Genomic DNA, 12,050 nt, shown 5'->3' with positions numbered 1-12,050 from the left:
CCTCAGGAGGCGCGGGCGCGCAGGGCGAGCGCGGCGTCGAGCGCCGCGTCGTGCTCGGCGCTGCCATGGGCGGCCGCCTGCATGGCGGCGGCGGCGCCGAGGAAGTCCTGAAGATGGGTGCGCTCCGCCATGCGCAGAAGGCGCTTGGTCATGCGGATCGCCGGCGCGGGCTTGGCGGCGATCTCGCCGGCGAGCGCGAGCGCGCGCGGCAGAAGCTCCTCCTCTGGCACCACGTCGAGCACCAGGCCGAGGCGCAGCGCCTCCGCGGCATCGATGGGCCGGCCGCGGAAGCTGATCTCGCACGCCCGCTGGTAACCCACATGGCGCACCAGGAACCAGCCGCCGCCGTCTCCGGAGACGATGCCGAGATTGACGAACACCTCGCCGAACAGCGCCGTGCCCGAGGCGAGGCGCATGTCGCACATGAGGCTCAAGTCGCAGCCCGCGCCCATGGCCGGCCCGTTCACCGCGGCAATGGTGGGGATGTCGAGCCGCTGCATGATCTGCGGGATCTGCTGCACGCCCGACAGGTAGGCCTCGGCGATCTCCACCGCCGGCCCCGCGAACATGCCGGCCTTCGCCCGCATGTCCTTCACGTTGCCCCCGGCGGAGAACACCGGCCCCGCGCCGGTGATCACCAGGACGCGGACGGCGCCGTCCTGCTCCACCTCCCTGAGCCGCGCCACCAGGGCATCGAGCATGTGGCGGTCGGAGAGCGGATTGCGCCGCGCGGGATCGTTCAGGGTCAGGAGCGCGACGCCGTCGGGCCGGCGATCCAGCAGGACCTCATCGGACATCGGAAACCTCCGGGACACCGGGATGGGCCGCCACGTTGCCGTCCAGCAGGCGGCGCTCGATCTCGCGGGCGATCTGCACGAGGCGCTGGCCGATCTTGCGCTGCTTCCAGCCAGGCAGGTGCCGGGCCGGGGCGCCGCAGGCGAGCGCGTAGACCGGCGAGCCGCCGGGGAAGACCAGCGGCACGGCCACGCCGTTGATGTCGGTGTTCCAGCTCGCGGACGCGGTGGTGAAGCCCTGCTCGGCCACCTCGCGCCGCCCGGTCTCGATGCTGGCGAGCAGGGTGTCCCAGCGCTTGGCGTGGCGCTCGCGCAGCAGGCCGAGGAGATACTGGAGCTCGTTCTCGGCCAGCGGCGCGATCAGGGCATGTCCGGTGGCGGTGCCTGCCAGCGGGATGCGCGAGCCCACTTCCAGGCGCAGGGTCATGAGCGTGTTGAGGGAGTGGCACACCTCGAGCTCGATCACGTCGAGGCGGTCGCGCGCGGCGAGGGAGGCATGGACCGCGAAGGTGTCCGCCAGCTCCTTCAGGTAGGGCCGCACCAGGTCGCCGAGGCTGAACGGCTCGCGCGCGGCGAATCCCAGCGCCAGCACCGCCGTGCCGATGCGGAACTGCCGCCGGCGTGGCGAATAGTGCAGATAGCCGAGGCCGGCCAGCGCCTGGAGCAGACGCGACGTGGTGGGCTTGGGCAGGCCCACCTTCTCCGCCGCCTCCATGCCGCTGAGCCAGACCGACTGGGTGGTGCCGAACGCCTCGAGCACGATGAGCCCGCGCGCCAGCGCGTTCACGAAGTCGCGGTCCTGCGCGATCACCCCGCGCTGGCGGCGGCGGCGCACCATGTCGCGCGGGGCCGGGGCGGCCCGGTCTTCGGCGGTGCTTTCGTCGATCTGGTCATCCATGGAAAGGTCAGTCGCCCCAGAAGCTCGCGCCCAGTTGATCCATGCGGTGGCCGATCTCGCTCGACATGGCCATCAGCTCCGGTCCCAGCTCGTCCTGGAACCGCGCCGGATCGAGATCGCGCCGCCGCGTGCCGCAATTGAGCGCCAGGATGGTTTCGCCGCGGTCGAGCCACACCGGCGCGCCCACCGCATATATCTCCCGGCGCCAGTCGCCGAAGGAGACCGAGAAGCCACGCCGGTCCACCTCGGCGATGGCCTCGCGCAGGCCATCCTCCATCGCGTCGGCGGAGGGGCCAGCCGCGGCGCGGATGGCCTGCATGTGGGCCTCGCGTGCCGGCGGCGGCAGCGCCCACATATAGGCCCGCCCCATGGCCGACTGGGCGATGGGCACCAGGGCGCCGATATGCAGGCGCATGGTGATGGTCTCGGGACCCGAGCAATAATGCAGATAGATCATGTCCGGACCGTTGCCGATGCCGAGCGCGACCGACATTTCGTGCTTGTCGGCCATGGCCTGCATCAGCGGCTCGGCCACCTGGCGCACCGAGAGCGTGCGCAGCACCGTGTAGCCGAGCGTGGAGACCTTGTCGCCGAGGTGGTACTGGGCGTGCGGCCCCACCTGCCGCAGATAGCCCATGGCGCACAGCGTGTAGGCGAGCCGCGCCACGGTCGCCTTGGGCAGCCCGGTGCGCTCGGCGATCTCCTTGTTGCCGAGCGGCGCGTCGATGGCGCGGAAAGCCCGCAATATGGCGAGCCCGCGCGCCAGCGAGACGACCTCGGTGGTCTTGTCCTTGGATGGCGCCATGATCCTTCCCACGCTCGCACCCTCAAGCCGGATTCGCCTACGCCGAATCCGGCTCTCTCAATAAGTTAGAGAGCGAACCACAGTCCACGTGGAAGCGCCTCGCGCTTCCGGAGCGACCAATCGCACTCTAAGTCCCGGTCCAGACCGGCGCGCGCTTCTCGGCGAAGGCGCGCGGGCCCTCCTGAGCGTCGCGGCTGTCATAGACGGAGCGATAGATCTGCTTGGCCTCGGCAAGGCCGGCGTCGCAGCCCAGGCTCATGGCATTGAGCAACGACTGCTTGCCCGCCGCCACCGAGAGCGGAGCGTTGGCGACGATGATGCGCGCCAGCGTCCGTGCCCGCTCCAGCGCCGCTTCTGCCGTCGGCTCCACATAATTGACGAAGCCGATGGCGTGCAGGCGTTCGATCGTCTGGGGCTCGCCGGTGAGGACCATCTCCATCACCAGCGGCTGCGGCATCTGCCAGAGGAGCGGCACCGCCCAGGGCGAGCCGCGCCCGCGCTTCACCTCGGTGATCCCGCCGCTGGTGCCGGCGACGCCGATGCGGATGTCGGCGTTGAGCGAGAGCATGAAGCCGCCTGCGGCGAAGTGGCCGGTCATGGCGGCGATGATAGGCGCGCGCACGCGGCGCATGCGCTCGTGAAACGGGTCGCGAATTATCTGCAGTACGTCGCCGCCCTTGGCACCGATGCTGCTCGCCTCCTTCAGGTCCATGCCGGCGCAGAACGTGCCGCAGGGCGCGGCGGTGAGGATCACGGCGCGGATCTCGGGGCGCCGGTCTACCTCCTCCCACAGGTCGAAGAGCCTCTCGGCGGCAGCGACCGACAGGGCGTTGCGCCGCTCCGGGCGGTTCAGGGTGATGGTGGCGAGGCCGTCTGCGGCCTCGAATTGCACGATCTCGTCGGGATGCATCACCGATTCCGTTCCTTGCCGAATGATGGCACGGCGATCAGGCTACATCAAAAACTCACTGTGCGGAACGTATTTTCAAAATGTAATTGTACCTTCCTCCGATCTGTGTCACGTTCATAAGTATCGGGACGATGAGGGCCCGGCCCGGCGCGTTCGTGCGCGCCGCCGGCGTTCATCCCGTGACCGCCGGCGCGACCCGGCGTGCGACAAGAAAAACTTTGGAGGAACGACATGCGGGGACACTTCTCTCGCGCTATTGGGCTTCTCATGGGCCGCCGGCGCGGCCGCGGCCGCGCGTCGGCCCTCTTCTGCGGCGGCGCCTTCGCGGCGCTGCTGGCGCTGCCGGCCGGGGCGGAGACGCTCACGCTCGGCGCCACCAACGCCACGTCGAGCCACTACCAGGTGGCCGTGGGCATGGCGCAGGCCATCGAGAAGGGAAATCCGGGCACCACGGTCACGGTGGTGGAGACCGGGGCCAGCGTCGACAACGTGCGCCGGCTGGCGCGGGGCGAGATCGACCTCGGCCTCGTGGCGGGCGACGTCTTTGTGCAGGCGAAGAACGGCACCGGCCAGTTCGAGGGCAAGCCGGTGGCCGACCTCGTGGCGCTCTACCCCTATGACGATTCCATCATCAACATCGCGGTGCGCGTCGACAGCGGCATCACCGACCTCAACGGGCTGACGGGCAAGAACTTCACGCCCGGCATTCGCGGCAGCGGCGGCGAGCTGCTCGTCACCCAGAGCTTCAACCTGCTTGGCATCAAGCCGCGCTACATCTACGGCACCGTGAACGACGCCATCGAGGGCGTCGGCAACAACCAGCTCGTGGGCTACTCCAAGTACGCCGCCGCCTCGCGCGTCGACGCGACTCTGCGCGAGCTGATGACCAAGGTGGACATGCGCATCCTGGGCTTCAACAAGGAGCAGCAGGAGAAGGTGCTCGCCAAGATCCCGGGCGTGAGCTTCGTCACCATCCCGGTCGGCTTCATCAAGGACAACCCGGCCTTCGCCACGCCCTCGGTGCCGATCGTCTATGCCACGCGTTTGTCGCTGATGAACGATGCGACCGCGAAGAAGATCGCCCACGCCATCGACCAGAACCGGCAGATCCTCATCAGCGTGTGGCCGCAGCTGAAGGACTACGACTTCAAGAAGTCGCTGCTCGAGACGGTCGAGATCGGCATCGCCGTCCATCCCGGCGCGCTCGCCCACTGGAAGTCGGCGCAATAATTCCTTCGGCTGCGAACGTCAGAGGCGCTCAGATGGCAGACGGCACCACCGACAGCTGGCTCGGCAAGAGCACGGCGTTCTCCTTGCGGATCATCCTCATCGGATTCGCGCTGTTCCAGCTCTACACCTCGTTCGCGGGGATGATGGAGCCGCTGGTCCAGCGGGGCCTGTTCCTCGGGCTCGGGCTCGGGTCGGTGTTCCTGCTCTCGGCCGTCGAGGGCGGGAGCAAGGGCGCGCGCCGCATCCTCGACATCGTGCTGGCGCTCGCGGGCTACTACGTCTGCTTCCACGTGGCGCTCAACAACCAGCGCCTGTCCGACTTCATCGGCGAGTTGAGCACGCTCGACCTCGCGCTCGGCTTCATCGCGCTGGCCCTGGTGCTGGAGGCGGCGCGCAGGACCATCGGCTGGTTCCTGCCGCTGCTCGCGCTCACCGGGCTACTCTATTTCTATCTGGGCAGCGCCTATGTGAGCGGGCCGTGGCAGCCGCCGCGCGTCTCCACCCTGACGCTGATCGAGACCACCTACGCCTCCACCGAGACCATCTTCGGCTACATGGTCGACATGGGCACCCGGGTGATCGCGGTGTTCATCATCTTCGGCGCGCTGCTGCTCAGCACTGGGGCGACGGAGATCTTCATCAAGCTCGCCACCCTGATCGCCGGCCGCAGCTGGGGCGGCCAGGCGAAGGTGTGCACCGCCTCCTCCGCCCTGTTCGGGACGGTGACCGGATCGGCGGTGGCGAACGTGATGGCGCTCGGCCCCATCACCATCCCCACCATGCACCGGGCGGGCTACACCAAGAGCTACGCCGCCGCCATCGAGGCGGTGGCGTCGGCGGGCGGGCAGATCATGCCGCCGGTGATGGGGGCGGGCGCCTTCATCATGGCGGAGATGCTGGACATTCCCTATTCCAGCGTGGTCGGCGCCGCCCTCATCCCGGCCATCCTCTACTTCCTCACCATCTGGTTCAGCGTCGGATTCCGCGCGCGCAAGATGAACATCCGCCCGCTCGACCGCTCGGAGATGCCGTCGGCGCGCGAGCTGCTCGACCCCTACACCGCCTTGCCCATGTATCTGCCGGTTGGCGTCCTCATCGGCATGCTCGCCATGGACCTCACCCCCACCCTCGCGGGCGCGACGGCGGTGGCGATGCTGGTCGTCACCCAAGTGATCCTGCGCGGCGCGAAATGCTTGGCCGAGGGCCGCGCTCATGAGCTCGGCGCCACCTACAGCGAGTATCTGGGCCAGGTGCTGGAAGGCCTCTACGACGCCGGCCGGGCCATCGCTATGATCGCGGTGCTGCTCGCCTGCGCGGCGATTGTGGTGAAGGTGCTCACCGCCACCGGGGTGGGTGTGAAGGTGTCGAGCCTCATCCTGTCGCTGTCGGGCGAGAACCTCGTCTTCGTGCTGATCCTCACCGCGGTGCTCGCCATCCTTCTCGGCATGGACGTGCCCACCACCGCCTCCTACATCCTGGCGGCGGCGGTGGCGGCGCCCATCGTCATCAAGCTCGGCGTCGCCCCGCTCAACGCCCACCTGTTCATCTTCTATTTCGCGATCCTGTCCGCCATCACGCCGCCGGTCTGCGCGAGCGTGTTCGCGGCTGCTTCGATAGCGAAAGTGAACTTCTGGAAGGTGGGCGGGCATGCGGTGGTGCTGGCCATCGGGCTCTACCTGATCCCGTTCCTCTTCATCTTCCGCACCGGGGTGCTGATGGAGGGCTCGTGGCTGCAGATCGCCTATGACACGGGCATCACCTCCATCGCGATCATCGCCATCACGGCGGCCTCCACGGGCTACTTCTTCGGCCCGCTCAACTGGCCGCTGCGGATCTTCGTCTATGGCGCGGCGGCGCTGCTGTTCTATCCGGCGGCCTGGAGCGACATCGTCGGCCTGATCATGATCGCGGCGCTGGCAGGGGTGAGCCACTTTCGCGAGCCGCGATCGGCCGGCGCCGCACAGCGGCAGCCCGCGGATCTGAAGCTTTAGCTTCGGCCGCGCCTGCGCCGCGGCCCTGGCCCCCCGCACCGTCGATCGAAATCCTTGCGCCCGGATCGTCCCGCGATCCGGGCGCAAGCTGTTTCGGGCCACAAAAGACGCGCCGCCGCGCGCGGGCGCCCGGCGAGGCGTCCGGCGCTTCGCGATGGCCGTCGTGGTTTTCAGGAAGATCAGCACGCCGCCGCACCGGAACATATCCCGGTCGACAAGGCGGCAATGGCGCGAGCGCCGGCGGGACCTAAGCCTTGTACCGGCGCGCGGCGCGGGCGCGGCGCTCCAGCCACCAGCCGAACGGCTTCGGCCAGTGCGCCCAGCCGCCGTCCTCAACAAGCGTGGCGGCGGCGTGGAGCGCCCAGTTCGGATCGGCGAGCATCGCGCGGCCGATGGCGACGAGGTCCGCATCCTCGCGCGTCAGAACCGCCTCGGCCTCGGCCGCATCGGCGATGCCGCCGACCGCGATCACGCAGGCGCCGGTCGCCCGCCTGAGCTGGCTCGCGAACGGCACCTGGAAGCCTGGGCCGCGGGGCACCATCATCTGGCCGCTCGGCAGGATCATGCCGCCCGAGGAGCAGTCCACCAGGTCGACGCCGGCGGCGATCAACGCCTTCACCAGCACCTGGGAATCCTCCAGCGACCAGCCGATGCCGATCCCGTCCACCGACGAGATTCGGCAGGCGAGCGGCTTGTGCGCCGGCCAGGCCGCCCGCACGCCCTCCACCACTTCGAGAGGAAATCGCATGCGCCCCTCGATCGCCCCGCCGTACGCGTCGGCGCGGGTGTTGGAGAGGGGCGACAGGAAGCTGTGGAGGAGATAGCCGTGGGCCATGTGGATCTCGATGAGGTCCACGCCCGCCGTATCGGCGCGCCGGGCCGCAGCCGCGTAGGCGGCCACGAGCGGGGCCATGTCGGATGGCGCCATCGCGCGCGGAACATGGCCGCCGGGAGCCGCGGGCGCATCGGTCGGCCCGAGCACCGCCCCGCCGGCCTCCGGCGCGAGCGGCCGGAACCCCTCCCACGGCGCGGACGTCGCCGCCTTGCGGCCTGCATGCTGGAGCTGCACGCCGAGCGCCGCGCCGCAGGCGTGGACCGCTTCCGCGAGGCCGCGCAGGGCGTGTTCCTGCGCACCGTCCCAGAGCCCGAGATCGAGGTCGGTCGAGCGCCCCTCCGGGGTCACGGCGGTGGCCTCCGCCACCACCAGCCCGGCGCCGCCGAGGGCGAAGCGCGCGAGATGCGCCTGGTGCCAGGCCGTCGCGCGCGCCTCGGGCGCGCTGTAGGTCTGCATGGGCGAGACCACCACGCGGTTCTTCAGCGTGAGGCCGCGCAGGCCGAGGGGCTGGAACAGACGCGCCATCTCAGCCCGGGTTCTGGTGCATGGCCTTGGCGATGATGGTGCGCTGGATCTGCGAGGTGCCGCCGCCGATGGTGCTCTGCATGCCTTCGCGGAAATAGCGCTCCATGTCCGAGTCCGGCAGCATGGAGTGCCCGCCGAGGATCTGCATGCCCATGCGCGAGACATTCTGCAGCGTCTCGGATGCGAACAGCTTGCCCATGGCCACCTCCTTGGCGCACGGCTCGTGCCGTGAGGCGAGCTCGGCGCCGCGGTAGACCAGGAGCCGGGCGGCATCCACCTGGGTCTGCATGTCGGCGAGCATGTGGCGGATCACCTGGAAATCGAAGATCGGCCGGTCGAACTGCTCGCGCTCGTGGGCATAGGCGAGCGCGTCGCTCACCGCGGTCTGGGCATTGCCCACATAGGCGGCGGACACCGCGATGCGCTCCAACTCCAGATGATCGGTGATGATCTCCCATCCCTGCCCCTCGTGACCGAGCAGGTTGGCGGCGGGCACCCGCGCGTCGTCGAGGAAGATCTCCGTGGTGCCGGTGGCGCGGCGCGCCAGAGTCGGCAGCCGGCGGATGTCGACGCCCGCCGTGTCGTTGGGCACCAGCAGCACCGAGAGCCCGCGGTGCTTGGCGGTCTCCGGGTCGGTGCGCACCAGCATCTGGATGGTCACGTTCTGCGCCGCCGCGCCGCTGCACCAGAGCTTCTGGCCCTTGATGACGTAGCTCTCGCCGTCGCGTCGGGCGCGGGTGCGAGTGCTGGCAGCGTCCGAGCCGGCCGAGGGCTCGGAGATGGAGATGGAGAAGCGCCGCGCGCCGGACATGAAGGGTTCGAGATAGTCCGCCTTCTGGGCGTCGTTGCCGAACTTCACGATGTTCATGGCGGTGAAGGTGGGCACCAGCACCGCAGTCGCGAAGTCGAAGCCGAACTTGCCGAGCCCCTCGCACATGAGCGCGTAGTCGAAGATGTCGCCGCCGTAGCCGCCGTGATCCTCCGGGATCAGCAGGCGCAGCCAGCCTTCCTTGGCGATCTTCTCATAGCCTTCGTAAGGGTAGGCGCGCGCCTCGTCCTGGGTGCGGATGTATTCGCGCGTGATCTCCTTCTCCATGAAGCGGTCGACGGTGTCGTGCCAGGCGCTCTGTTCGCTGTTGAGGAAGTTCATTGGGCCGCAGGCTCCGCAAGGGTGAAGGGGTCGTTCGAGGGCGGCAGCAGGCGCGCGCCCAAGATGAGCAGGCTGAACTCGCAGCGCATGACTTTTTCCCGGCGCTGGTTCGCGCCGACGAGCTCGAGCGTGGCGACGCCGGCGCCTCCGTCCTTCTCGCGCAGGTCGATGATCTCGGAGCGCGCCCACAGGGTGTCGCCGATGAAGGTGGGCTTGAGGAATCGCAGCCGGTCCACGCCGTAGAACGCGTCCACCACGCTCGAATCGAAGGGCAGGAGCGCGTTGACGATGGAGAAGACGAGCGAGCCCTGAACCACCCGCCGGCCGAAGCGCGCGGTCTTGGCGAACTCCTCGTTGGCGTGGATCTCCAGCCAGTTGCCGGTGAGCATGCAGAAGTTGACCACGTCGGTCTCGGTCAGCGTGCGCCCGCGCGAGACCTTGGACTGGCCGACCTTCAATTCGGGAAACGGCTGATCGATCATCGCTCCTGCTCTTCCTTCCTGGTCACCGGCCCTGCCAGACGGGCACGCGCCCCTCGGCGAAGGCGCTCGGCCCTTCCTGTGCATCGGCGCTGGCATAGACCGCGCGGTGAAGCTCGGCGCCGCGCGCGAGCCCGCCCGCGCAGCCGAGGTCCATGCCGGCGGCGAGCGTTGCCTTGGCGGCGCGCACGGAGAGCGGCGCGTTCCGGGCGATCTGGCCGGCGAGGGCGAGGGCGCGCGCCAGCACCACCTCCGGCGTCGCCTCGAGATGGTTGACGAAGCCGTGGCGCCACAGCTCCTCCACGGGCAAAGGCGCGCCGGTGAGCATCATCTCGCTCAGCACCGGCTGCGGCAGCATCCACAGCAGCGGCACGGCCCAGGAGGTGCCCCGGCCGAACCGCACCTCGGAGATGGCGGCGCGCGATCCGGCGAGGCCAACGCGGATGTCGGCGCCCATGGCGAGCAGCATGCCGGCGCCGCTGAAATGGCCGTTGAGCGCCGCCACCACCGGCTGGCGGACTGCGCGCAGGCGCTCCTGGAACGGATCGGCGATGCGTGCGAGGAGGTCCGCGCCCTCGGCCCGCGCCGCGGCCATCTCCTTGAGATCCATGCCGGCGCAGAAGGTGCCGCACGGGGCGGCGGCGAGCACGACGGCGCGGATCGCCTGGTCCGCGTCGATGCGGGCCCACGCGGCGGTGAGCGCGTTCGCCATGGACGCGGTGAGGGCGTTGCGCCGCGCCGGCCGGTTCAGGGTGACACGCGCGATGCCGTCGGCGACGGCCAGTTCCACCTCATCCGCCTGCATGGCGCGGCGCCTTCCTCCAGGGCGGGCCCGATGGCGGGCCGGAGCGCTCGGGGCGCCCTTCTCTGGCGACGACCTTAGTGCCTGCCCGGCGGGCGGGTCAAACAAAAATCCATCTTGCGGAACTGATTTTCGAAATACACTTGACTTTACGCCCCGCAGCGACGCACCCTCTGCATCGATCCGGACCCTGCGGGACCCGGCGCGCCTCGGCGCGCCCCGGCCTATGGCGTTGCGGAAGAATGATTTCTTTGGGAGAGGCGCGCATGAGGCGTTCGCTGAGGCTCGGGGCCGGTTCCGGCTTCTGGGGAGATGCCTTCGACCCTGCGGTCGAGCTGCTGGAGCGGGGGACGCTCGACTATCTCTCCATGGACTATCTCGCCGAGCTGACCATGGCGTTGCTCCAGCGCCAGCGCCTGAAGGACCCGGAGACGGGGTACATTCCCGATCTTCCCGCGCACCTTTCCGTTCTTCTTCCTCTCGCCCGCAAGAGCGGCACCCGCATCGTCTGCAACGGCGGCGGCGCCAACCCGCGCGCGGCCGGCGAGCGCATCCGCTCGCTCGCCCGCGAGCTCGGGCTGAACGGCCTGCGCATCGGCGTGATCGAAGGCGACGACGTGCTCGACCGGCTGGACGAGCTGATCGAGAGCGGCACCGACCTCACCAACATCGACACCGGCGAGACCAACTTCGCCGCCATCCGCAACCGCGTGGTGGCCGCCAACGTCTATACCGACAGCTCCGGCATCGTGGAGGCGCTCGCCCAGGGGGCGGACGTGGTGATCGCCGGCCGGGTCTCCGACAACGCGCTCTATGTGGGCCCGCTGATGCACGAGTTCGGCTGGAGCTACGGCGCGGCCGACACCGACCGCATCGCCGCCGCCATCACCATCGGCCACGTGGTGGAGTGCGCCGCCGCCGCCACCGGCGGCATGTCCTCCCGCTTCGACGAGATGCCCAACATGGGCAGGGTCGGCTTTCCCATCGTCGAGTTCGACGGCGACGGCACCGCGGTCATCACCAAGCTCGACCAGACCGGCGGACGCGTGGACCCGTTCACCGTCAAGGAGCACCTCGTCTACGAGATCGGCGATCCGCGCCGCTACCTCATGCCGGACGGCGTCGCCGACTTCACTCGCGTGCGGCTGGAGGAGATCGGGCCGGACCGCGTCCGGCTCTCCCACATGGGCGGCGGCCCGCGCCCGGAAACCCTCAAGCTGGTGGTGGGCTACGAGGACGGCTGGATCGGCGAGGGCATGATGTTCTTCCCCTGGCCCGACGCGCTGGGGCGCGCCGAGAAGGCGAAGCAGACCCTCGGCGAGCGCTTCGAGCGCCTGAAGCTGAAGGCCGACGCGGTGCAGTTCGACCTCGTGGGCGTCAACATGCTGCACGGGCCGGCCTCCCCCATGCCGGATTACGAGCCGGCGGAGATCGGCCTGCGCGTCGCGGTCCACACCGCCACCCGCCAGGAGGCGGAGAAGGTGCGCCGGGCCTGCGCGCAGCTCTGGATCATGGGGCCGGGCGGCACCTCCTTCGGCACGCCCATGAAGCCGCGCCCGGTCTACGGCGTGTGGCCCACCCTCGTGCCGCAGTCCGTGGTGACGCAGCGCGTCTCGCTCCTGGAGGCCTGA

Annotated in this window: 11 protein-coding genes; 3 read left to right on the top strand and 8 right to left on the bottom strand. The window is 69.6% G+C overall.

All coding sequences use genetic code 11. The annotated features are described in order from the left end of the window. Positions 1–2: 2 nt before the first annotated feature. The 4 genes from ACFPOB_RS07570 to ACFPOB_RS07555 form a co-directional block, all read right to left on the bottom strand. On the bottom strand, positions 3–797 hold the full coding sequence (locus ACFPOB_RS07570) for an enoyl-CoA hydratase-related protein (protein WP_281805200.1): 795 nt from the start codon (positions 795–797) through the stop codon (positions 3–5). Next, positions 787–1,692 (bottom strand): IclR family transcriptional regulator, encoded by a 906-nt coding sequence (locus ACFPOB_RS07565; protein ID WP_377797152.1) that lies wholly within the window; start codon positions 1,690–1,692, stop codon positions 787–789. Before ACFPOB_RS07565 ends, ACFPOB_RS07570 begins: the two co-directional genes overlap by 11 nt. A gap of 7 nt (positions 1,693–1,699) precedes the next feature. Continuing rightward, complete coding sequence (locus ACFPOB_RS07560) at positions 1,700–2,497, bottom strand: IclR family transcriptional regulator (RefSeq protein ID WP_281805205.1); 798 nt, start codon at positions 2,495–2,497, stop codon at positions 1,700–1,702. Positions 2,498–2,624: 127 nt separating this feature from the next. Then, complete coding sequence (locus tag ACFPOB_RS07555) at positions 2,625–3,407, bottom strand: enoyl-CoA hydratase/isomerase family protein (RefSeq protein ID WP_281806378.1); 783 nt, start codon at positions 3,405–3,407, stop codon at positions 2,625–2,627. A gap of 267 nt (positions 3,408–3,674) precedes the next feature. Here ACFPOB_RS07555 and ACFPOB_RS07550 point away from each other — a divergent pair, with 267 nt between their 5' ends. Next, positions 3,675–4,637, top strand: a complete 963-nt coding sequence (locus ACFPOB_RS07550) for a TAXI family TRAP transporter solute-binding subunit (RefSeq protein WP_377797150.1) — start codon at positions 3,675–3,677, stop codon at positions 4,635–4,637. A gap of 32 nt (positions 4,638–4,669) precedes the next feature. Next, the gene (locus ACFPOB_RS07545; protein WP_377797148.1) at positions 4,670–6,628 is read left to right on the top strand and encodes a TRAP transporter permease; all 1,959 of its coding nucleotides are present in this window, start codon (positions 4,670–4,672) and stop codon (positions 6,626–6,628) included. A 247-nt stretch (positions 6,629–6,875) separates the two neighbouring features. On the opposite strand, the gene ACFPOB_RS07540 is transcribed toward ACFPOB_RS07545, so the two are convergent. Genes ACFPOB_RS07540 through ACFPOB_RS07525 form a run of 4 tightly spaced genes read right to left on the bottom strand, consistent with a single transcriptional unit; the run spans position 6,876 to position 10,422 of the window. Further along, entirely contained in the window at positions 6,876–7,988 is a 1,113-nt protein-coding gene (locus tag ACFPOB_RS07540; RefSeq protein ID WP_281805211.1) for an NADH:flavin oxidoreductase/NADH oxidase, read from the bottom strand. Position 7,989: 1 nt separating this feature from the next. Further along, a complete protein-coding gene (locus ACFPOB_RS07535) occupies positions 7,990–9,138 on the bottom strand; it encodes an acyl-CoA dehydrogenase family protein (RefSeq protein ID WP_281805213.1) in 1,149 nt (382 codons plus the stop codon). After that, positions 9,135–9,620 carry a MaoC/PaaZ C-terminal domain-containing protein gene (locus ACFPOB_RS07530; RefSeq protein ID WP_281805215.1) on the bottom strand — a complete coding sequence of 162 codons (486 nt, stop codon included), beginning with the start codon at positions 9,618–9,620 and terminating at the stop codon, positions 9,135–9,137. Before ACFPOB_RS07530 ends, ACFPOB_RS07535 begins: the two co-directional genes overlap by 4 nt. A gap of 22 nt (positions 9,621–9,642) precedes the next feature. Then, the gene (locus tag ACFPOB_RS07525; RefSeq protein WP_281805217.1) at positions 9,643–10,422 is read right to left on the bottom strand and encodes an enoyl-CoA hydratase/isomerase family protein; all 780 of its coding nucleotides are present in this window, start codon (positions 10,420–10,422) and stop codon (positions 9,643–9,645) included. 263 nt (positions 10,423–10,685) lie between these two features. Between ACFPOB_RS07525 and ACFPOB_RS07520 the strand changes: the two genes are divergently transcribed. Further along, complete coding sequence (locus ACFPOB_RS07520; protein WP_281805218.1) at positions 10,686–12,050, top strand: acyclic terpene utilization AtuA family protein; 1,365 nt, start codon at positions 10,686–10,688, stop codon at positions 12,048–12,050.

This window comes from Allobosea eneae (genome assembly GCF_042657265.1).
In the GTDB taxonomy this organism is placed as follows: Bacteria; Pseudomonadota; Alphaproteobacteria; order Rhizobiales; family Beijerinckiaceae; genus Allobosea; species Allobosea eneae.
The sequence above is the reverse complement of the archived record's forward strand: the minus strand, read 5'-3'. Positions and strand labels throughout refer to the sequence as shown.